This is a genomic window from Streptomyces sp. NPDC001194, from assembly GCF_042896985.1.
Classification (GTDB): Bacteria; Actinomycetota; Actinomycetes; order Streptomycetales; family Streptomycetaceae; genus Streptomyces.
Window position 1 is genome coordinate 60,141 of the sequence record NZ_JBIAXU010000024.1, and the last position, 21,494, is coordinate 81,634.

General features: G+C 73.2%; 17 protein-coding genes. 4 read left to right on the forward strand and 13 right to left on the reverse strand.

Annotated elements, in window-relative coordinates; genetic code table 11:
* Window positions 1-93: 93 nt before the first annotated feature.
* On the reverse strand, window positions 94-2,364 hold the full coding sequence (gene pflB, locus ACFY1T_RS32370; protein ID WP_390791354.1) for a formate C-acetyltransferase: 2,271 nt from the start codon (window positions 2,362-2,364) through the stop codon (window positions 94-96).
* Between the two features lie 265 nt (window positions 2,365-2,629).
* Window positions 2,630-4,054: an MFS transporter gene (locus ACFY1T_RS32375; RefSeq protein WP_390791355.1), complete on the reverse strand. Its 1,425-nt coding sequence runs from the start codon at window positions 4,052-4,054 to the stop codon at window positions 2,630-2,632.
* 195 nt (window positions 4,055-4,249) lie between these two features.
* Here ACFY1T_RS32375 and ACFY1T_RS32380 point away from each other — a divergent pair, with 195 nt between their 5' ends.
* Window positions 4,250-5,404 carry a low temperature requirement protein A gene (locus tag ACFY1T_RS32380; RefSeq protein WP_390791356.1) on the forward strand — a complete coding sequence of 385 codons (1,155 nt, stop codon included), beginning with the start codon at window positions 4,250-4,252 and terminating at the stop codon, window positions 5,402-5,404.
* A gap of 63 nt (window positions 5,405-5,467) precedes the next feature.
* Window positions 5,468-6,736, forward strand: coding sequence for a cytochrome P450 (locus ACFY1T_RS32385; protein ID WP_390791357.1), 1,269 nt, complete (start codon window positions 5,468-5,470; stop codon window positions 6,734-6,736).
* A 60-nt stretch (window positions 6,737-6,796) separates the two neighbouring features.
* On the opposite strand, the gene ACFY1T_RS32390 is transcribed toward ACFY1T_RS32385, so the two are convergent.
* Window positions 6,797-7,288: a DUF5949 family protein gene (locus ACFY1T_RS32390; protein ID WP_030866068.1), complete on the reverse strand. Its 492-nt coding sequence runs from the start codon at window positions 7,286-7,288 to the stop codon at window positions 6,797-6,799.
* A 56-nt stretch (window positions 7,289-7,344) separates the two neighbouring features.
* Window positions 7,345-7,911 (reverse strand): hypothetical protein, encoded by a 567-nt coding sequence (locus tag ACFY1T_RS32395; protein WP_390791358.1) that lies wholly within the window; start codon window positions 7,909-7,911, stop codon window positions 7,345-7,347.
* Window positions 7,912-8,073: 162 nt separating this feature from the next.
* Between ACFY1T_RS32395 and ACFY1T_RS32400 the strand changes: the two genes are divergently transcribed.
* Window positions 8,074-8,535, forward strand: a complete 462-nt coding sequence (locus ACFY1T_RS32400; protein WP_390791359.1) for a DUF6299 family protein — start codon at window positions 8,074-8,076, stop codon at window positions 8,533-8,535.
* A 43-nt stretch (window positions 8,536-8,578) separates the two neighbouring features.
* On the opposite strand, the gene ACFY1T_RS32405 is transcribed toward ACFY1T_RS32400, so the two are convergent.
* The 4 genes from ACFY1T_RS32405 to ACFY1T_RS32420 all read right to left on the reverse strand — a co-directional run bounded on the left by ACFY1T_RS32405 (window position 8,579) and on the right by ACFY1T_RS32420 (window position 13,915).
* A complete protein-coding gene (locus ACFY1T_RS32405; RefSeq protein ID WP_390791360.1) occupies window positions 8,579-8,758 on the reverse strand; it encodes a hypothetical protein in 180 nt (59 codons plus the stop codon).
* An 89-nt stretch (window positions 8,759-8,847) separates the two neighbouring features.
* Complete coding sequence (locus tag ACFY1T_RS32410) at window positions 8,848-10,935, reverse strand: SpoIIE family protein phosphatase (RefSeq protein ID WP_390791361.1); 2,088 nt, start codon at window positions 10,933-10,935, stop codon at window positions 8,848-8,850.
* 327 nt (window positions 10,936-11,262) lie between these two features.
* Complete coding sequence (locus ACFY1T_RS32415) at window positions 11,263-12,525, reverse strand: NAD(P)-binding domain-containing protein (RefSeq protein ID WP_390791402.1); 1,263 nt, start codon at window positions 12,523-12,525, stop codon at window positions 11,263-11,265.
* Between the two features lie 85 nt (window positions 12,526-12,610).
* Window positions 12,611-13,915: an ATP-grasp domain-containing protein gene (locus ACFY1T_RS32420; RefSeq protein ID WP_390791362.1), complete on the reverse strand. Its 1,305-nt coding sequence runs from the start codon at window positions 13,913-13,915 to the stop codon at window positions 12,611-12,613.
* Between the two features lie 294 nt (window positions 13,916-14,209).
* On the opposite strand from ACFY1T_RS32420, the gene ACFY1T_RS32425 reads away from it, so the two are divergent.
* Window positions 14,210-15,832: a glycosyl hydrolase gene (locus tag ACFY1T_RS32425; protein WP_390791363.1), complete on the forward strand. Its 1,623-nt coding sequence runs from the start codon at window positions 14,210-14,212 to the stop codon at window positions 15,830-15,832.
* A gap of 5 nt (window positions 15,833-15,837) precedes the next feature.
* Here the strand turns inward: ACFY1T_RS32425 and ACFY1T_RS32430 are convergent, their stop codons facing one another.
* From ACFY1T_RS32430 to murJ, 5 genes are read right to left on the reverse strand one after another with little or no spacing between them, the layout of a single operon-like run.
* Entirely contained in the window at window positions 15,838-16,980 is a 1,143-nt protein-coding gene (locus ACFY1T_RS32430) for a GNAT family N-acetyltransferase (protein WP_390791364.1), read from the reverse strand.
* Window positions 16,977-17,744 (reverse strand): lipopolysaccharide biosynthesis protein, encoded by a 768-nt coding sequence (locus ACFY1T_RS32435; protein WP_390791365.1) that lies wholly within the window; start codon window positions 17,742-17,744, stop codon window positions 16,977-16,979. Before ACFY1T_RS32435 ends, ACFY1T_RS32430 begins: the two co-directional genes overlap by 4 nt.
* Window positions 17,737-18,966, reverse strand: a complete 1,230-nt coding sequence (locus ACFY1T_RS32440) for a glycosyltransferase (protein ID WP_390791403.1) — start codon at window positions 18,964-18,966, stop codon at window positions 17,737-17,739. Before ACFY1T_RS32440 ends, ACFY1T_RS32435 begins: the two co-directional genes overlap by 8 nt.
* A gap of 5 nt (window positions 18,967-18,971) precedes the next feature.
* A complete protein-coding gene (locus ACFY1T_RS32445) occupies window positions 18,972-19,748 on the reverse strand; it encodes a polysaccharide deacetylase family protein (RefSeq protein WP_390791366.1) in 777 nt (258 codons plus the stop codon).
* On the reverse strand, window positions 19,738-21,465 hold the full coding sequence (gene murJ / locus ACFY1T_RS32450) for a murein biosynthesis integral membrane protein MurJ (protein ID WP_390791367.1): 1,728 nt from the start codon (window positions 21,463-21,465) through the stop codon (window positions 19,738-19,740). The genes ACFY1T_RS32445 and murJ overlap by 11 nt, the downstream gene beginning before the upstream one ends.
* Window positions 21,466-21,494: the final 29 nt, after the last annotated feature.

Here is a 21,494-nt window from a genome sequence, read left to right on the forward strand (position 1 = left end):
GGTGGTCCGTCGTTTCTCGATCTCGGTCGGAGATCCTTGGCGAGCGGTCCGGAGCCGGATGAGGGCCGGCCCCGGACTGCGCGCTCGCGCGGGCTACAGCGAGCCGTGGAAGGTGCGGTTCAGCACGTCGAGCTGCTGGTCCCGCGTCAGCCGGACGAAGTTCACCGCGTAGCCGCTGACGCGGATGGTCAGCTGCGGGTGGTTCTCCGGGTGCTCCATGGCGTCCCGCAGCACCTCGCGGTTCAGGACGTTGACGTTCATGTGGAAGCCGTCGCCGTCCACGTACCCGTCGAGGACGCCGGCCAGGTTCTTGATCCGCTCCTCGGGGGTGCGGCCCAGGCCGTCGGGGGTCACGGTGTTGGTCAGCGAGATGCCGTCCTCGGCGTCCTCGTACGGCAGCTTCGCGACCGACAGCGCCGCGGCGACGTAGCCGTGGGTGTCGCGGCCGTTCATCGGGTTGGCGCCCGGGGAGAACGGCTCGCCGGCGCGGCGCCCGTCCGGGGTGTTGCCGGTCTTCATGCCGTAGACCACGTTCGAGGTGATCGTCAGCACGGACTGCGTGTGCTCGGCGCCGCGGTACGTCGGGTGGCGGCGCACCTTGCGCATGAACTCCTCGACCAGCCGGACCGCGATGCCGTCGACCCGGTCGTCGTTGTTCCCGTACGCCGGGTACTCGCCCTCGACGGTGTAGTCGACGGCCAGCCCGCTCTCGTCGCGGACCACGCCGACCCTGGCGTACTTGATGGCGGCCAGGGAGTCGGCGGCCACCGACAGACCGGCGATGCCGCAGGCCATCGTGCGCCGCACGTCGCGGTCGTGGAGCGCCATCTCGAGCCGCTCGTACGCGTACTTGTCGTGCATGTAGTGGATGACGTTCAGCGCGTGGACGTACGTGTCGGCGAGCCACTCCATCTGCGTGTCGAACTTGGCCATGACCTCGTCGTAGTCGAGCACGTCCGCCGTGATGGCGCCGCCCGCCGGGCCGACCTGCTCCCCGGACTTCTCGTCCCGGCCGCCGTTGATCGCGTACAGCAGGGTCTTGGCGAGGTTCACGCGGGCACCGAAGTACTGCATCTGCTTGCCGACCGGCATCGCCGAGACGCAGCACGCGATCGCGGTGTCGTCGCCGAAGCGCGGGCGCATCAGCTCGTCGGACTCGTACTGCACCGAGGAGGTGTCGATCGAGACGCGCGCGCAGAACTCCTTGAAGCCCCGGGGCAGCCTCGGCGACCAGAAGACGGTCATGTTCGGCTCGGGGGCCGGGCCCAGGTTGTAGAGGGTCTGGAGGTAGCGGAAGGAGGTGCGGGTGACCAGCGGGCGGCCGTCCTCGCCCATGCCGGCGATGGACTCGGTGACCCAGGTCGGATCGCCGGAGAACAGCTCGTCGTACTCGGGCGTGCGCAGGAAGCGCACGATCCGGAGCTTGATGATGAAGTCGTCGACGAGCTCCTGCGCCTGCTCCTCCGTCAGGACCCCTGCCTCGATGTCGCGCTGGAGGTAGACGTCGATGAAGGTGGAGGTGCGGCCCAGCGACATGGCGGCGCCGTTCTGCTCCTTCACGGCGGCCAGATAGGCGAAGTACAGCCACTGGACGGCCTCGCGGCCGGTGCGCGCGGGGGCGGAGACGTCGTGGCCGTACGAGGCGGCCATCGCCTTGAGCTCGGCGAGCGCGCGGATCTGCTCGGAGAGCTCCTCGCGCAGACGGATCGTCTCCTCCAGCGGGCGGGGGCTCGCGGAGAGGGAGTTCAGCTCCTCCTTCTCCTCCTTCTTGACCGCGATGAGGCGGTCGACGCCGTAGAGGCAGACGCGGCGGTAGTCGCCGATGATGCGGCCGCGGCCGTACGCGTCCGGCAGCCCGGTGATGACGCCGGCCTTGCGGGCGGCGCGGATCTCGGGGGTGTAGGCGTCGAAGACACCGGCGTTGTGGGTCTTGCGGTACTGCGTGAAGACCTTCTCCAGCTCCTCGGAGACCGGGTAGCCGTACGTCTCCAGGGCGCCGGCGACCATGCGCCAGCCGCCGTACGGCATGATCGCGCGCTTGAGCGGGGCGTCCGTCTGGAGGCCGACGATCAGTTCCCTCTCGCGGTCGATGTACCCGGGCGCGTGCGAGGTGATGGTCGACGGGATGTCGTACGCGACGTCGAGGACGCCCTTCTCGCGCTCCTGCGGGAACGTGTCGGTGATGGCCTGCCAGACGGCCGTGGTGCGGGGGGTGGGGCCGGCGAGGAACTCGTCGCCGCCTTCGTACGGCGTGTAGTTCTGCTGGATGAAGTCGCGGACGTCGATGGCGTCGCGCCACAGGCCGCCCTTGAAGCCCTCCCAGGCCTCGGCGTTCCCGGTGGTCTCCGCGGGGATGGCAGTCATGGCCGGCACCTCTCGATCCGTCGCCTCGTTGCTTGGTTCCATTGGACGCCGTTTGATCGATCATTTGTCGCCGCGTTGGTCCCGACCTGCGGCCCGAAGGTCCCGCCCCGCGCGAAGGCTCGATCACCACACCCCCGCCGACCTGCCGGTTTCCCCGGACCGAAAGACCTTTGTGTGCTTGTGAATGGATTCACAAAGATGCGCGGACGCCGGCGGGGCTGCCCCGCCGGCGTCCGCGAGCCCGGCCTGATCGGCAAGGCACCCCCTAGCTCGGGGCCTCCGCTCCCTTGCGGGCGTAGAACCACCAGGCCACCGCCACGCAGCTGGCGTAGAAGCCCACGAAGCCCCACATCGCGCTCGTCACGGCGAAGTTGGCGAACATCGCCGGGATGAAGAAGAACCCGTACGCCGCGATCGCCGCCGTGAAACCGGTGACCGCGCCCGATTCGATCTCCGCCTGCTTCAGCGCGGCCGCGTACTGCGGGGTCCCCTCCGTCAGGCCCTTCAGGTGCTGGTTCCGGAAGATGACCGGGATCTGGCGGAACGTCGATCCGTTGCCGATCCCCGAGAAGAAGAACGCCGACAGGAAGCAGAAGAAGAAGCCGTAGAAGGAGCCCTGGTCGGAGCCGGAGGGGAGGAAGGTGATCACCCCGATGATCGAGCCCGCCATGCCCGCGAACGACAGGATCGTCACCCGCGCGCCACCCAGCTTGTCGGCGATCCAGCCGCCCGCCCAGCGGGCGAGGGCGCCCAGCGCCGGGCCCATCCAGGCGTACGTCGCGACCGGGTACGCCGGGAAGGTCGTCTTGATGAGGAGCGGCAGGGCCGCCGCGAAACCGATGAAGGAGCCGAACGTGCCGACGTACAGCCAGGTCATCAGCCAGTTGTGCTTGCGCTTGAAGATGACCTTCTGCCGGCTGAAGGGGGTGGAGGCCACCTTCAGGTCGTTCTGGCCGAACCAGGCGACGGCGGCGAGCACGATCAGGACCGGGACCCAGACGAACGCCGCGTTCTGCAGGTAGATCTCCGAGCCGTCGGCCTTCTTCCGGCCCGCCCCGATGGCCAGCACGGACGAGGTGATCAGGATCGGGGTGAGCAGCTGCACCACCGACACGCCCAGGTTCCCCAGGCCGCCGTTGATGCCGGTCGCGCTGCCCTTCTCCCGCTTGGGGTAGAAGAAGCCGATGTTGGCCAGCGAGGAGGAGAAGTTGGCGCCGCCGATGCCGCACAGCGCGGCGATCGCGATCATCGTGCCGTACGGGGTGTCCGGGTTCTGCACGGCGAAGCCCAGCCACAGCAGCGGGCCGATCAGCACCACCGTCGAGATCGCCGTGAAGCGGCGCTGGCCGATCATCGGCCCGAGGAAGGTGTAGAGGATCCGCGCCGTCCCTCCGGTGATGCCCGGCACGGCCGTCAGCCAGAACAGCTGCGACTGGCTGAAGCCGAAGCCCACGTCCTTGAGGTTCGTCGCCGTGATGCTCCAGACCTGCCAGACCACGAAGGCCACGAGCAGGGCCGGAACCGCGATCCACAGGTTGCGGGTGGCGACCCGCTTGCCCGTGGTCCGCCAGAAGGACGGATCCTCCGGCGTCCAGTCCGTGATCGTGCGGCCGGGGCGGTACTGCGCCGGATCGGGCGCCTGCGCGCGGCGGCCGGCCTGCGTGCGCAGCTCCTGCGTGGCGGAACTCATGGCATGTCCTGGGGGTTTGAGAAGACTCCTGGGGGTCCTTGCCCCTCCAGGCTCCGCTCCGGCGGGCCCCCGGCATCAGAGGAGAACGTCGCGCGGCCGACAAGGACAAGGTCCCGTCGCCCACAGTGCGTAGGTCTGGGGCCGCGGCCGCGCGCCTCGCCTGCGGACCGGCGTACGGCTGCTGTCCTGTGCGGTATGACGTATGTACGAATGACCTCCCGCAGCCGGCACGAGAGCCACCGGGCCTCGACCCCGCTGGAGCTGTTCTTCGACCTCTGCTTCGTCGTCGCCGTGGCGCAGGCGGGCCGCCAACTCGTCCACGCGCTCGCCGAGGGCCATGTCGGAGCCGGGATCACCGGCTACCTCTTCGTGTTCTTCGGGGTGTGGTGGGCCTGGATGAACTTCACGTGGTTCGCCTCCGCCTACGACGTCGACGACGTGCCGTACCGGATCGCGACCCTCGTGCAGATCGCCGGTGTGCTCATCTACTCGGCGGGGATCCCGCGCGCCTTCAACGACAACGACTGGACCGTCTGCGTCCTCGGCTACGTGGTGATGCGGCTCGCGCTCACCGTGCAGTGGCTGCGCGCCGCCGCCGGGGAGGAGGGGGCGGCCCGGCGCACGGCGCTCACGTACGCGATCGGCCTGCTGGTCTGCCAGGCCGGCTGGGTGGCACTGCTCTCGGCCCCCGAGCACTCCCGCAGGTGGCTGTTCCTGGTCCTGGTGATGGTCGAGCTGCTGATTCCGGCCGTCGCCGAGCGCAGCTACCAGACCCACTGGCATCCGCACCACATCGCCGAGCGGTACGGCCTGTTCACCATCATCGTCCTCGGCGAGACCATCGCCGCCAGCACGGTCGCGGTCCAGTCGGCGATCGACGAGCACGAGGCGCTGGGCGAGCTGCTGCCGATCGCCGCCGGCGGGCTGCTGCTGGTCTTCGCGGCCTGGTGGATCTACTTCGCCGTCCCCGCGCACGACCGGCTGCGGGGCAACCGCGAGGCCATCCCGTGGGGGTACGGGCACTACGTGATCTTCGCCTCGGCCGCCGCCATCGGCGCCGGCCTCGAGGTGGCGATCGAGCACGCGGTCGGCAAGGCCCACGTCTCGGCCCTGTCCGCCAATCTCACGGTGTGCGTTCCGGCGGCGCTCTTCCTCGCCTTCGTCTGGCTCCTGCACTCCCGCCACTTCAAGCGGGGCACGGCCCAGCAGTCGGTGCTGCCGCTCACCGCCCTGGCGATCCTCGCCTGCGCGTGGACCGGCGCGCAGGCGGTGCTGTGGGCCGGGCTGGTCGCCTCGGCCTCCGTCGCGGTGGGCGTGACCTTGGCCCACCAGGAGCGTTCTGGTGCGTGAGGACGGCGGGCGGCACGGCCGCGGCGGCCAGGGCGAGCGCGCCGGCGACAGGGAGAAGAAACGATGAAGGTCCCGGTACAGCGGTACGCGGACACGGGCGCGGCGGTGGCGGAGTACGGGGAGCTCGCCGACCCGGCGTTCTGGCAGCAGCCCCCGGCGGCCCGGCTCGCGGCGTTCGCCCGGCTGCGGGCCCTGGACTCCCCGGTCTACGTGCCCGAGGGCAAGGGCCGCGGGCACTGGGCCCTCGTACGCCACGCGGACGTACAGGAGGCGAGCCGGCTGCCCAAGGTGTTCGCCAGCGCGCCCGGGGTGACCACGCCCGAGCCGGCCCGCTGGGTGCGGGCGCTGTTCGGGGACTCGATGGTCAACCTGGACGGCGCGGACCACGCGCAGCTGCGCAAGATCGTGCAGCGTGCGTTCACACCGCGGCTGCTGGCGGCGGCCGAGGAGGACATCCACGCGGTGGCCGCCCGGATCGTGGACGACGTTCTGGCCGAGGAGCCCGACGAGTTCGTCACGGCCGTGGCCTCCCGGCTGCCGCTGGAGGTCATCTGCAACATGATGGGCATCCCGGAGCGCTACCGCGCCGAGATCGCCGACCGCGTCAACCACGCCTCGGAGAACATCGGTGTGGAGCGGGGGCTGGCTTCGCGGCTGCGGATGCCCGGGCGCGGACTGCGGGCCCTGGCCAAGATGCAGCGGATGGTCGCGGGCATCGGCCGGGAGCGGCGCAAGAACCCCACCGACGACCTGATTTCGGCGCTGGTCCGCGCCGATGTGGACGGGCAGGCGCTGAACGCCCGCCAGCTCGGCGCGTTCTTCTCGCTGCTGATGGTGGCCGGGGTGGAGACCACCCGCAACGCGATCACCCACGGGCTGACCCTGCTGACCGACCACCCCGGCCAGCGGGACCTGCTGCTGGGGGACTTCGAGACGTACGCGGACGGAGCGGTGGACGAGATGATCCGCCACTCGACGCCGATCATCCAGTTCCGCCGGACCGTCGCCGCCGAACACACCCTGGGCGGGCACCTGTTCCGCCCCGGCGACAAGGTGGTGCTGTACTACGCCTCCGCCAACCGCGACGAGGCGGTCTTCCCCGATCCCGACGCCTTCGACATCACCCGCTCGCCCAATCCGCACCTGGGCTTCGGCGGCGGCGGCCCGCACTTCTGCCTGGGCGCGCACCTGGCCCGCGTGGAGATGAAGGCCCTGTTCCGCGAGCTGCTGACCCGGCCGGTGGGGCTGCGGGCGGTGGGGCTGCCGGACCTGGCGGGTTCGAACTTCGACAACCGGGTCCGCTCGCTCAGGTTCGCCTTCGAACGCCCCTGAGGACGGCGGTACCGGCCGCCGGGCGGGCTGGGGGCCCGGCGGCCGGAGCGGGGGGCGTCCCTACTGGAGGCGCCGGACCGCGAGCACGCAGTGGGCGCTGCCCGTGAGCACGGACTCGTCGCCCGCGAACTCCTGGAGGGTCTTCGGGTCGACCGGCCGGCCCGGAACCGCCTCGGGCCAGGCGCGCGTGGCGAACAGGAAGTAGGCCTGGCCGCTCTCGTTGGCCGCGGCGACCCACTCGTCCGGGGCGGTGCAGGTCGCGTTGAGCCCCGGCAGGGTCAGCGCGACCTGGTTGTCCGCGAGCACGATCTGCACGGGGAAGCCGGCCGGGTTGCGGGTGCCGTCCATGACCACGTCACCGATGGGCAGGCCGATCTCCTCCAGGAGCCCGCGGGCGGCCTTCTCCCCGGCCTCCGCACCCAGCGGCCCGTCGCCGAGGGTGTAGGCGAGCAGGTACGGGATGTCGTGGCCCTCGGAGGGGTCGCCGATCCAGGCGAGCACGGAAAGGGTGCCGAGGTGGGACCGGTCGGTTTCGGCTTGAGTTGAAGTCATGCGCCGCACCCTAGTGCTCTCTCCGCCGCGCCTTTTCGGCCTTTCACCCGCGCGGGCTATACGGCCCAGAATCCCTCTCCGGAATTCGCCCGCATGTTCGCGTCCTGATACTGGAGGCGCACGATGCGCGCCTTTTCCGGGATTTCGAACACCACCCACCCCTCGGCCCGCCGGCCCACCGCGAGGGAATCGAAGACGAGCGGCTTCCCGGTGGTCAGTTCACCGGTCGGCACCACCCCGTGGCGCCCGCCCGCGCTGTCGTACGCCCACATGCGCCCGAGCTCCCCGTACGAGTCCCCGCCGACGTTGACGAACGACATCGAGGCGGCCACCCAGCGCTTGCCCGCGGGCGGGGCGTAGTTCTTCTCCACGCTGACCGCCGGGTCGACGTACGCGTTGAGCACGGCCTGCAGGTGGCGGCCCATCTGGCGGCCCCGCACCCGTACGGGGTCTCCGACGTGGGCGTCCTTCGGGGCGGCCCCCGGGGCGCCGTCGTCCACCGGGACGGCGGGCGCCGCCGCGGGGGCGAGCGCGGCCCCCTCGGGGGCACCGGAGCAGGCCGTGGCACCGAACAGCAGGAAGGGCAGGAGAGCGGCGGCGAGGACGGAAGCGGACTGGCGCATGCGTGATCCCTTCGGGGACCTTCGGGAGGTATTCCGGCCAGTCTCACGCGCCCGAGCGGGCAATTGCACACACCGACACGGGTGTGCGGAGGGAGTTGCCCGCCATCTGCCAGCACAATGCGTTTCGGCGCTTTTGTGCCGCCCCACCCCCATGGAGGATTCATGCGCGTTTCCACCCGCCGCCTGGCCGTGACGGTGCTTTCCGCACTGGCCGCCGCCACCGCGCTCACCGCCCCGGCCGATGCCCGCTCCCACCAGAATGCGATTTCCGTACAGGAAGTCGGTCACATTTCCGAAGGCGGCCACGTCACTCTTTACGGGACCTACGCGTGCGCGCCCTCGTCACCCCGTGGAGTGCAAATCCAGGTCACGCTCACCCAGGACGCCGGCGACCGGGGCACCACCCGCCTGGGCTTCGGCGGCCAGGAGGCCGAGTGCGACGGGCAGCCGCACGACTGGTCCGCCTCCGCCGACGTGAACCCGTCCCTGGTGAACCTGCACCCGGGCGCGGCCGGTGCGCAGGCCCGGCTCCAGACGGCCAGCCTGCACTCCGGTTTCAAGCTGAGCGTGTCCTACCTGGCGCAGGCCGAGCAGGACGTCGTCCTGGAGGAGAAGCACCGCTGAGCCGGCGCCGGCCCGGCGACCCGCCCGCGGCCGGTGGCCGCCGCTACCGGCAGGCGGGGGCCACGCCGGTCATCGACATGAACGCGACGGTGCGGCAGCCGGGATCCGCGTGCGGGTGCCCGGCCGTACGGTGCACGGCCGTCGGTACGCCGACGGCCAGCACGAGCAGCGCGAGGAGAGCGGTCGCGGCCCCCCTGCCCGGCCGCTTGTTCAGCCGGTGCACGGCGGCGTCCCGGCCCGAGTGGTCGTCCCTTCCATGGACCGCATCATCACTCCGGCCCCGGCATCCCACAACTCGGAGTGACCGTACGGTCACCCCATGCCGCGCACGGTGCCCGCGACGGCGAACTCGCACCACACCGCCTTGCCGTCGCCCCGGGACTCCACGCCCCAGTGCGTGGCCAGCGCGTCCACCAGCAGCAGCCCGCGCCCGGTGGTCGCGGCCTCCCCCGGGGTGCGCCTGCGCGGCCAGACGCTGGAGCGGTCCTTGACCCACAGCCGGATCCGCCGGACCGGCTCCGGCAGCACCTCCATGGTCAGCACCGCCCCGCCGTCCGTGTGCAGCAGGGCGTTGACCAGCAGCTCCCCCGCGGCCAGTTCCACGTCGTCGGCGAGCTCCGGCATGCCCCAGTCGCGCAGGGCCTGGCGCAGGGCGTAGCGGGCCTCCGAGAGCCCTTCCGGGTCGGCCTGGTGGATGTACTGGTGGATCCGCGGTGCACGGTGGGTGCCCGGGTCGGGGGCCCGGCGCAGCACCAGCAGGGCCACGTCGTCCCCGGAGCCCCAGCGCTCCCAGAGCCGGTCCGAGAGGTGGTCGGCGAGCGCCCCCGCCTCCTGCGGGCCGCTGCGCACGGCGTGGGCGAGGGCCTCCATGCCCTGGGTGATGGCGGTGCCGGGCTCCTCGACCAGGCCGTCGGTGCACAGCACCAGGGTCTCCCCGGGCACCAGGTCGAGCCGGGTCTCGGGGAAGTCCTCCTGTTCGAACACCGAGGCAAGCCCGAGCGGCAGCCCGCCGCGTACGTTGGGCCAGCCCGTGCGCCCGTCCGTGTGCCGGATCAGCGGGCCGAGATGGCCCGCGCGGACCGCCCGTACGCCTCCGGTCTCCAGGTCCACCTGTGCGTACATGCAGGTCGCGAAGCGCTCGGTGTCCAGCTCGGCAAGGAAGCGGGAGGCCCGGGCCAGGACGGTGGACGGCGGATGGCCCTCGCCCGCGTACGCCCGCAGCGCGATCCGCAGCTGGCCCATGATCGCCGCCGCGTGCGTGTCGTGGCCCTGTACGTCGCCCACGACGATGCCGACCCGGTCGCGGGGCAGCGCGATCACGTCGTACCAGTCCCCGCCGACCTCCCGCCCGCTCCACGCGGAGTGGTAGCGCACCGCGATCTCCCCGCCGCTGATCTCGGGGATCCGGCGCGGCAGCATCGAGGCCTGCAGGCCCGTCGCGAACTCCCGTTCCTGGTCGAACAGGAGCGCCCGCTGGAGGGACTGCGCGACGATGCCGGCCAGCCCGAGGCAGAGGTTGCGCTCCTCCGGGCTGAAATCGCTGCGCCGCCGGTAGAACAGCACCAGCCCGCCGATGGCCTTGGCCTGCGCGATCAGCGGCAGATAGGCGGCGGCGTCGAAGCGGATCCGCCGCAGGTAGTCCGCGAGCAGCGGGAACTCGCCCGCCAGATCGGCGAGGGAGGTGACGAAGCGCGCCTTGCGGGTGAGCACCGCCTGGGACAGCGGCAGCGAGCCGTCCAGCCGGGTGAAGCGCCGCTCGCTGAGGATCTCCAGAGACTCCCCGCTGAGCGCGATGATCTTGATGGCGCCGTTCTCGACCAGTCCCAGGGCCAGTCCGTCCGCGCCGAGCCGCTCCAGCGCCCCCGCCCCGGTCAGCGTGGCCGTGACGTCGTCCACGGTCACCGCCCGCGACAGGGCCTCCGTGGTCCGCTGCACGATCGCGGCCTGCTGAGCCCGGGCCGACTCCAGCTTGCGCAGCACGGTGGCGTGCGCGAGCTCGGCCGTGGCGTCCCGGACGATCCCGACGATCCGCAGGGGCCGGCCCGCCGCGTCGCGCAGGATCCGGCCCTGCGTGTGCGTCCACTGGTCGACGCCGTCGCGCCGCTGCACGGTGAAGTACGAGCCGTACGTCTCCATGCCGCCGTCCAGGGCCGCCTGCGTGGACTCCGCCAGCCGGGCTCCGTCGTCGGGCGGGATCCGCAGCCCCAGCGCCTCGGGGGTGTCGTCGAACTCCTCGCGCTCCAGGTCGAAGACCACGAGCCCGGACTCGTCCAGCCTCAGCGTCCCGGCGTCCAGGTCCCACTCGAAGCTGCCCATGCCGTTCAGCGCGAGCCGCTCGCCGGGCCCGGTCACGGGGTCCCGGCTGCCCTGCCCGGATCTGTCGCGCTCCGCCGCTGCCACGAGACACACCACCTAACGGCCGGGCCAGCACGGCTGGGAGATCAACCGCTCCCACTCCTCGTCAGGATGCCCCGGAAGGGTGCGCCCGGCCTCCTGCCAGCGCTTGACGAGGGAAAGGTAGATCGTCGGCTGGTCCGGTGCCGCGTGCCCGGGAGGGCCGTAGGCGGGAGGGGAGTACGGCGAGGCGGCGGCCTTGACCGCGGGCCTCGCGGCAGGCCGCGCCGCGGGCCCGGGGCCGGGCTGCTCCGCCCGGCTCGCGGGAATGCGCACCCAGCCACGGCCACCCTGTGCTCGCTGCTCCGCACTCATCGCGGTCCCCTCTCGACCTCACCGGAGAGACGTCTTGGGATGCCCGGCACCGGAGGCCGTTCTCTGATCCGGCCTGATCCTCACAGCACCTCCCAGGCGCTTTCGGACTCCATTGACCAGTCTCCCCGCCGTGAACCCCGCACCGTGCACGAATCGCATGGAAGGGCCGAATGAGGGAGCCGTCAGCAGTCCCGCGAAGAACAGTCCCGGCCACGAGGACTCGAAACCGGCGCTCAGCTCCGGCGTGCCGCCGCCCCCGACGGTGGTGAGGGCGGCCCGCAGCCGGGCGTCCAGCAGCTCCAGACGCCCCATGTGCGGGGTGAAACCGGTGGCCGCGACCACGTGCGCGACGTCCAGTACGACGGACTCGCCGGACGCGGTGGTCAGCCCCAACCGGGTCCGCTCGCCCACCGCCGCCGCCCGGTGCAGCCGGTGCCCCAGCAGCACCGGGACGCTGCGCTCGAAGCGGTCCCGCAGCCACCAGGCCCCGGCGGGCCCGAGCGCGGTCGCCGCGATCCGCTCCCGGGTCGGCGCGGGCAGCCGGCGCACCGCCCAGGGCAGCTCGGACCACACCCAGCTGCGCCAGCCGGTGCCGAGGCCGCTGTGCGGCTCGCGCAGGGCGCGCAGCACCGGACGCTCCAGCGGCTGGGGCACGGTGTTCCAGTTGAGCCGGGAGCGGCGGGCGACGAGACAGGGCCGGGCCCCGTTCTCCGCCAGCAGGGCGGCGGTCTCCAGGGCCGCCTGCCCGGCCCCGATCACGGCGACCTCACGGCCGGCGAACCGGGCCAGGTCCCGGTGCCCGCTGCTGTGCGAGCAGTGCCCGGGAGGCAGTCCCCGCAGCGGCTCGGGGAGGTGCACGAACGGCATCACCCCGACGGCCAGTGCGACCGTACGGGCGAGCAGCGGCGGCCCCTCGGCGGTGCGGACCAGGAAGCCCTCGCCCTGCGGGGAGACCTCGGTGACCGTCACCTCCTCCACCTCGGGCACGGCGTTCCGGGCGAACCACATGCCGTACGAGCTGAACACGTCGATCGGGAGCGGGCTGCCGTGATCGGCCGCCATGCCGCGGCCGGCGCAGTACGCGGCGAGGGTGTGCCGGCCGCCGGGGGCGGACAGGTTGGAGGACCAGGGCTCCGACTTCAGGTACATGCCCTCGGGCATGTGGTCCCGCCACGAGGCCATGGGCCGTCCGAGCACCCGTACGCCGAGCCCGGCCGATGCCGCGTGCGCGGCGATCGACAGCCCGTACGGTCCGGCGCCGACCACGACGAGGTCGTCCATCCGCGTCACCGCTGTCCCTCCAGTCTCATGGGCCCCGCGTCAGTGCCCTCGCCCCCGAAGGCGGTCGGGGGCGGGTGGCGGGGCGTCACCTGGTCACCAGCTCGTCCGGTTCCGCGGAGGCGGCCGGGGTGGCCGGGGTCTGCGACGGGGTCAGGCCCCGGGCGCGCTGGCGCGGGGCGCGCACCACGGCGCGCGCCGTACGCCGGCCGTGCGCCGGGACACCGCGCAGCGCGCGCACGCCCTTCCCCGCACCCCTGCCGAGGAAAGCGGCGAGCATCGCGAGGAACGGCATCGGGTCGTCGGCGGCGAACCAGGCCGCCTCCACCCGCCCCCGCTCCGCCCGCGGCGCCACCCGCACCGGTCCGGGCCGCTCGCCCCCGGTACGGCCGTGCCCGGCCCCGGCCTCCCCGGCCCGTGCGGGAGCGGGAACCGACGCCCGCCCCTCGGCCGGGGAGCGCCGGGGGAGTCGGCGGCCGCGGACCGCCGCCAGCAGGGCGTAGTTCTCGGCGACGAACACCCGGCCGGGTCCGCCCGCGGGCTCCGGGACCCGTTGCCCCGTCAGGTCCAGGTACATCGCCTGGACCACGTCCAGGCCGCCCGCGTCCGTGAAGAGCCGGAACTGCGCGCCCGGCCGGGGGTTGAAGTCCACCAGCCGGAAGCAGCCCTTCTCGTCCCGGCGGAAGTCCAGGTCCAGGATCCCCTGGTAGCCGAGGCGCCGGGCGAGCCGCAGCCCCGCCTCCTCCACCGCCGGGTCCGGCAGCCAGCGCCCCACCGCCGTCAGCCCCGTCCGCACCGGCCAGGACAGCTCCTTGCGGCCCGACCCGGCGAGCAGCGGATGCCCGCCCCGGCCGAACGCTCCGTGGAAGAACCAGTCGGTGTCCGTCCCGGCCGGAAGGAACCGCTGGAGCAGCAGCCGGCTCCCGGCCGCCTCCGTGCGCTCGTACAGCCGGCGCGCCTCGGCCGCGGTGTGCACCAGCGTCGTGCTGCGCAGCCCCGTGCCCGCGGGCAGCAGCCACGGCCGGCTCCACTTGGCCACCACCGGCAGTCCGAGCCGCCACGCGGCATCCGCCGCCTCGGCCCCGCTCGCCGGGATCACCGTCTCCGGGTGCGGGACGTCCCAGCGTGCGCACAGCCGCGACAGCTCGGCCTTGTCCGCCACCCGGGCCGGCAGCCCGTCGGGCTGATGGGGGATCCGGAAGCGCCCGTCGAGCATCGGGGCGATCCGCGCGACGGCGATGGCGCTCAGGTCGTCCATCGCCACGAGCACCGCGGGCCGGCCGATCCGCTCCGACACCCCGACGAGGCATTCCAGCAGCGTCTCAGGGGCCTCGGGGTCCAACCCCCCGGCCGGCCCGGGGTGTACGGCGCGCAGGTAGCGCGAACGCGCCATGGGACCTCCCCCGGCCTCGACGACGGCATGGACCTCCACGCCCCTGCGCCCGAGCGATCTGACGGCGCCGAGGGTTCCGTGGTGGAACGGATTCCGATCGAGTCTGAGCACTACTGCGGGCACATGGCCGTCGAACGCGTGCATGGGAACGGTGTCTTTCACCTAGTCGGACCAAGCGGGGAGGATACGCAGCTGCGAATGGCCTAGGCGGCGGTCACCGGACAGGCCATTCGTCAGATGTGATGCCTAACGTCTTTGACAAGCACACCGATTCAGGAAAGTTCGGGAGACGCCATGCCCAGACCACACCGCCGACTGGCGAGCACCTGCATCGGTACGGTGACGGCCGGACTGCTCGCCACCGGAGCCGCGCTCGCGGCCCCCGAGAAGGAGCAGCCCAAGGGTTCCGACATCGCCATGGGCGCCTTTCTCGACTCCGGCCAGAGCGGAGTCGCCCGGATCCCGCAGCTGTCGCGCTGGCTGGGCGGCAAGGAGATCCGGGTCGGGCACACCTATCTGCCCGGGGACCGGTGGGCCCGCATCGAGAACCCCGACTTCCTGGAGGCCTGGGCCCAGTGGCGCCGGGCCAGGCCCGACCGGCTCTTCGTCCTCAACGTGCCCATGCAGGAGCACAACGAGGACCACGTCCCCGACCGCGAGGTGGCCCGGCTCATCCGGGCCGGCGCGGAGGGCGAGTTCGACCACCACTTCGAACAGCTCGCCCACAAGCTGGTGGATCTGGGCGTTCCGGACACGGTGATCGTGCTCGGCTGGGAGATGAACGGCGCCACGTACACGCACCGCTGCGCTCCCGACCCGGAGGGCTGGAAGGAGTACTGGAACCGCATCGTCAACACGATGCGCTCCGTCCCCGGTCAGCAGTTCAAGTTCGATTTCGCACCCAACCGCGGTTCGGACGCGGTCGGATGGACCAAGTGCTACCCGGGTGACGACGTGGTCGACGTCGTCGGCATGGATTCGTACGACCAGGCTCCCGGCAAGACCTTCGACGAGATGGTCAGCCAGCCGTACGGGCTCCAGCAGCATGTCGATTTCGCGAAAGCGCACGGCAAAGAGATCTCGTACCCGGAGTGGGGCCTGTTCCGGCACGGGGACAACCCGGTGTACGTGCAGCGCATGCTGAAGTGGATCGAGCAGCACAAGCCGCTCTACCACACCATCACCGACTACTGCCCGCACGGCGTGTGGCAGTGCAAGCAGAACCCGCGGTCCGCGAAGGCCTTCCGGGCCGCGCTCGCGCCCGAGCGTCCGGGCCCGGTCCCGACGCCGGTCGTCCCGACCCCGGTGATCCCGACGCCGGTCGTCCCGACGCCGGTGATCCCGACCCCGGTCGTGCCGACCCCGTCGATCCCGACCCCGTCGATCCCGACGCCCGAGGTCCCCGTGCCCTCCCCGGTGGTCCCGACCCCCGGCATCCCGCTGCCGGTCCCGTCGCCCGAGACCCCGGACACGGGTCCCGGCCCCGGTACGAGCCCCGTGCCCGAGCCCGCCCCGGTACCCGTCCCCGAGCCGGTGCCCGTACCCTCGCCGGCCGTTCCGTCGCCCGAGGTCCCGGTCACCGTCCCCGTGTCCCCGGACCCGGTCCGGCCGAGCCCGCAGGTCCCGGCGCCCGAGAGCCCCTCCCCCGAGCCCGTGCCCTCGCCCGCTGTCCCGTCCCCGCAGACCCCGGTGGGTCCGGGCAGCCCCAGCCCGGACCCCGTACCGGTCCCGGTCCCGGAGCCGTCGCCGGTGCTGCCCCCGGCCGTGCCGAAGCCCCAGCCGACCGAGCCGCCCGTCAACAGCACGGAGTGGTGCGTGCCGGTCAACTTCGGCGAGTGGCTCTCCAAGCTGGTCGGCAAGCAGTCGGTCTGCGTCAAGATCGACTGGGGCAGGGACTCCGGCTTCTGGCCCTGGTAGAGCCGTCATCGGACCCGCAGTTCGTTGAGCCGCGCCCGCCAGTCCCTGGCGGCCGGCAGCGCCTCGCGCAGCGCGTCCACCGCCCGCTCGCGCCCCGTCACCTGCGATTCGTGCAGGCGCAGCAGGGGCGCGAGCGTCGTCCTGGCCAGCAGCAGACGCTGGTTGACGACGGTCTCGGGCCGCCAGTGGTTCTTGTACGGCTCGTTGCCGCGCAGGAAGCTCACCACCGGGCGGCCCTCCGCCAGTGCGCGGCCCGCCTCGTAGCGCAGCAGCAGCGTGGCCACGTCCACCTTCCGGGTCCGCAGGTCCGGGTCGGCCCCGTACAGGTAGCCGCCGCTGAGCGCCCCCGACAGCAGGGTGACGTTGGCGGCCACCACCTTCCCGTCCAGCCGGAACTCGGTCAGCCGGCCCTCGCCGACCCGCACCATCCGCCGGGTGGCCCGGGTCAGGTGCTCGGCGAAGCGGGGCCTCAGGTGCTCCGGGGTCACCCCGCGTCCGCGCCACTGCTTCTCGTGGAGCCGCAGCAGCGTCCGTACGGCACGCGGCACTTCCTGCTCGGTGACCTCGCGCTCCTCGATCCCGGCCGCGTCGGTCTTGCGCAGTTTGGCCCGGACCCGCTGGGCCCCGGAGGCCGGCATCCGCTTGACCAGCTCGTCGAACGGCAGCGCGGGCAGCTCCATGCAGGTGGAGTCGGTGAGCTTGCTCCGGATCCCCGGCCACTGGCCGTACAGCGCCTCCGCGGCGGCCCCGGGGCGTACCTCGCGCAGGTCGACGACCGCGCCGCGGGCGGCCCGGTGCAGGCCCTGGACCAGGGCCGGGACGACCTGTTCGGCGTACGCGGCGTCCACCAGGACGTCGAAGTAGTCGGTGATGCCGCCGCCGAGCGGCACCAGCAGCGGCAGCGGCCGGTGGACGAGCATCAGCGCGCAGGCGCCGACCAGTTCCCCGCCGCGCCGTACGAGCACGATCCGCAGCCGCCCGTCGCGGCCGTACGAGAGCCACCAGGAGTGCAGCCAGGCGTGGCTCTGGAACGGGGTGGCGGTGGGGCAGGCCCGGAAGAGCCGGTTCCACGGCTCTTCCAGCGCGGCGAACTGCCGGGGGTCGCGGCACAGCGTCACCGACAGGGCCCCGGTGGAGCCCGTGGTCATCGCACGGACTCCTTCTCCTTGGTCTCGGTGTGCTCGCCCTGGGCGGGCAGGGAGGCGTACTCCTCGACGACCGGCTCCGCGACGGGGCGCTCCTCGGGCCGCCGCGTGCGGGCGGTGGGCCGGGCGAGCAGCCACAGCCCGCCGAGCAGTCCGCCGGCGCACAGCCCGACGGCCCCGCTGATGGCGGCGGAGGGCGAGGCGGGCTCGCTCGGCGCCACGGCCTGGTTGAACAGCAGCAGCTGGACGCCGGTGTTCTTGGCGGCCTGATTGCTGCTCAGCGAGAGCGCGTCGGCGACGGCGTTGGCGATGTCGGCGGCCTCGGCCGGGCTCTTCGACGTCCCGGTGATGGCGATCATCGGGGACTCGGGGGAGGTCTCGGCGCGCACCTGCGTACGGAGCTTGCGGGCGCTGATGCCGGCGCGCGGCTGGGCGTACCCGAGGGTGGAGCTGCTGGTGGCGATGCGGGCGTACGCCTGGGCGAAGCCGAGGGCGGTGGCCGGCTCGGTGGTTTCGTCCGGGACGGCGACGACGTAGCTGGTGGCGGCGTACTCGGGTGCCTTCAGCACGCCGTACGCCCCGCCCGCGGCCAGGCCCAGCAGGGCGGCGGCGGGCAGCGGCCACCACGCGGGCGGCGGCAGCAGCCGCACCTTGCGGCGGCGGCGGTCGGTCCTCCTCTGCTCGGACTTCCTCTCGGCCTTCCTCTGATCGGCCTTCTGATCGGCCTTCTTCGGGTCGGCCTTCTTCGGATCGGCGGTGTCAGCCATGTACGTGCCTTCCTGGAGGGATGGGAGTGGTTTCGGTCCCCCGCGCGGGGGACCCCGTCGGTGGTGCGTCGATCAGGGCGTCGCCGGGCACCGGGGCGGGGCGGGCCCCCGGCAGCGCCAGGGCGTAGACCGCGAGGAGTTGCTCCGCGCTGCGGGAGATGTCGTAGCGGCGGGCCACCGGGGGCTGGGGCAGGCGCCGCGCCCCGGCCTCCATGTGCCCGCGCAGGGCGGCGACCAGCTCCTCGGTCCCGGTCCCGATCCGGCGCGCCCCCGGAGCCTCCGCGGCCGGCAGGTCGTCGATCGCCGGGCAGGTGACGTGCAGCACCGGCAGCCCCGCGGCCAGCGCCTCCACCACCGCCAGCCCGAAGGCCTCCTCCCGCGACGGCGACACGAACACGTCCATGGCGGCCAGGAGCGCCGGGATCCCGGGCGTGCGCCCGTCCGCGCTGTCGCCCAGCGGATCCCGCTCCCCCAGCAGGTGGATCCGGCTCTGCGCGCCCAGCTCGGCGGCCAGCCGCCGCAGCGCCGCCCGCTCCGGCCCGTCCCCGGCCAGCAGCAGGTGCGCCCCGGGCAGCGCCGCCACCGCCCGCACCAGCGAGTCGAACCGCTTGCCCGGCACCAGCCGGCCGACCCCGCCGACCACGAACGCCCGCTCCGGCAGCCCGGTCCGGGCCCGGGTGGCCCGGCGCACCCCCTCGTCGAAGCGGAAGCGGACGGCCTCGATCCCGTTCGGTACGACGTGCACGCGCGCGGCCGGCACCCCCCAGCCCTCCAGCCGCGCCGCGACGGTGTCGGACACCGCCACGGTCGCCGCACCCAGCCGCTCGCTGGCCAGGTACAGCGCCCGCACCCCGCCCGTCAGCTTCCGGCCCTCGATCTCGTCCTCGCCGAGCGAGTGCTCGGTGGCCACGGTCGCCCCGACCCCCGCGAGCCGGGCCGCGAGGCGCCCGTACACGCAGGCCCGGTACAGGTGCGTGTGCACGAGGTCGTACTGCTCGCGCCGGATGAACCGCACCAGCCTCGGCAGCGCCCCCAGGTCCCGGTTGCCCCGCATCCCCAGGTGCACCACCCGGACCCCGTCGGCCCGCAGGCCCTCGGCCACCGGCCCGGGGTTGGTCAGCGTCAGCACGTCGCAGCGCATCGGCATGTGCCGCAGCAGCAGCCGCAGCTGCTGCTCGGCGCCGCCGACCCCGAGCCCGGTGATGATGTGCAGCGCCCGCAGCGACTTCACCGGAGCACCGCCCGCCGCAGCTCCTGCGTCCGGTGCCGCAGCTGCTTGATCCGCAGCCTTCCGGGCCCGTCCGCCTGGCTGACGTGGGTGCGCGGCAGGGCGTGCGGGCCGGCCAGCCGGCCGGGGTCGATGGCGCAGGCGTACCCGTACCCGGCGGCCCGCGTCGCCTCGACGACCCGCTCGTCGAGGTGCCCGTAGGGGTAGCAGAACCCCTCGGGCAGGGTCCCGGTCAGCTCCCTGATCAGCTCCCGGCTGCCCCTCAGCTCCTGCTGGAGGATGTCGTCGGCGGCCGCGGTGAGGTCCTGGTGGAGCAGCCCGTGCGAGCCGATCTCCTGCCCGGCGGCGGCGACTTCGCGGATGCCCTCGGCGGTCAGCAGGGACTTGCGCGGGCCCAGCGGGTCCCACACGTTGTCCACCCCGAGCCGCCCCGGCAGCACGAACAGGGTGGAGGTGCAGTCGTGCCGGCGCAGCAGCGGCAGCGCCCGGGTCAGGTAGTCGGTGTAGCCGTCGTCGAAGGTCAGCCCGACGAGCCCGGCGCCCCGCCCGGCCGCGCAGGCCCGCAGCAGCTCGCCGACGGACACCCCGCGCAGGCCCCGCGAGCGCAGCCACAGCAGCTGCGCCTCCAGCGTGCCCGGGGTGACGGTGATGCCGTACGGGTCCTCGGCCGGGTCGGTGAACTCGGCGACCGAGTGGTACATCAGGACCCACGGCGAGGCGGTCCGGCGGGCGTGGACCACCTGGGCGGTCGGCGCCGTGCGGGTGTCAGCGGGCATTGCGGAACCTCTGGGTCATCTGGGCGATCTGGGCGGGCAGGGCGGTGATTTCGAGCGCCCGTATGGCCATGCCGCAGGCGCCGAACATGGCGGGGACGAGCAGGCAGCCGAGCGCGGCGCTGAGCAGCGGGTCGGGGATCATCGGACCGGCGATCCAGCCGGTGCCGCAGGCGCCGACGGCGGCGACGGAGAGCCGCCCGATGCTGAGCGCGACCCGGCGGACCTGGATGGCGACGATCCGCGAGCCGAGCCCGGTGAGCAGCAGGGCGGCGGTGGTGGAGATGCCGGCCGCGTTGGCGGCGGCGATGCCGTAGGTGCCCCACCAGCCGACGGCGAAGGCGCCGGCCACGACGTTGACGAGGAGTCCGGCGCCCATCGCGAGCGCCGGGAACCAGGTGGGCCGGGCGGTCGAGAAGAAGGGCCGGGACAGCGCCCCGACGAGGCAGTGGCCGAGCAGTCCGAGGGCGTAGACCCGCATGACGGAGGCGGTGGCCAGGGTGTCGCGGTGGGTGAACGCGCCGCGTTCGAAGAGGACCTGGATGATCTGGGGCGCGTACCCGATGACGAGGGCGCTGCCCACGAGGACGGCGAGCGAGGCCAGCGCGAGGTCCTGCTCGACGCGCCGCCTGGCCTTCTCGCGCTCCCCGCCGGCCATGGCCTGGGCGACGACGGGGAAGGTGACGGTGCAGATCATCAGGGACAGCACCATCGGCATCTGCGCGACCTTCTGCGCGTAGTTCAGGTGCGAGATGGCCCCCGACGGCAGCGAGGCCGCAAGGAACCGCTCGACGAGGACCTGCGACTGCCGGAACACCGCGAAGAAGATCACCGGGGCGATCACGCCGAACGCGATGAGGGTGGGCCGGTCCCGGTCGCGCTGGCTGCGCGGCGCGCCCTTGGCGCGGGGCGGCCCGAAGCCCACGTTCCGCACGAACGCGGGCAGTTGGACGAGCGCCATCAGCAGCCCGCCCGCGGCGACCCCGGCGGCGGCCGCGCGCACCCCCCAGACCGCGTGCAGCGCGATCATCGTCCCGATGATCCCGACGTTGTACGAGACGTAGATCGCGGCCGGGGGCACGAACGAGCGGTGTGCCCGCAGCGCGGCGCTGAAGTACCCCGCGATCCCGAAGGACAGCACGGTCAGCGCGGTCAGCCGGGTGCACTCCACGGCCAGCGCCGGATCGGGCAGTCCGGGCGCGAGCACCGCGACGACGAGCGGCGCGGCGACGACGAGCAGGGAGGCGACGGCGGCCAGGAACAGCGTCAGCCGCGGCAGGGTCGCCCCCACGAGCAGCCGTACGGGGTCCTGCGAGCGGGCCTCCTTGCGGGTGAGCCCCGCGCGGAAGGCCGCCCGCCGGGCCAGCGCCTGGCTGAACGCGGGCACCATCAGCAGGGCCATGGCGTCCTCGATGAGCAGCGTCGAGGCCATCTCGGGCACGGTCCAGGCGATCAGGAAGGCGTCGCTGTCGTGCCCGGCCCCGAAGAGGTGCGCAATGGTCTGGTCCCGGAACAGCCCGAACACCGCCCCGGCGGCGGTCAGTCCGGCGGTGACGGCGGCGGCCTTGGCCAGGAACCGCCCCAGCGGGGCCGGAGCCGCGTTCGTGCCCGGGGGGCCGGCGGCCGCGTCGTCCCGTACGGGCCCCGGGCTCTCGGGGAGCGCGTGGCGCGCGGCCCGGGCCGCCACCCTGACACCGCGCTCGGCGCGGGCTCCGGCCACGGCTCCGGTTCCGCCCGCGGACGGGGGCC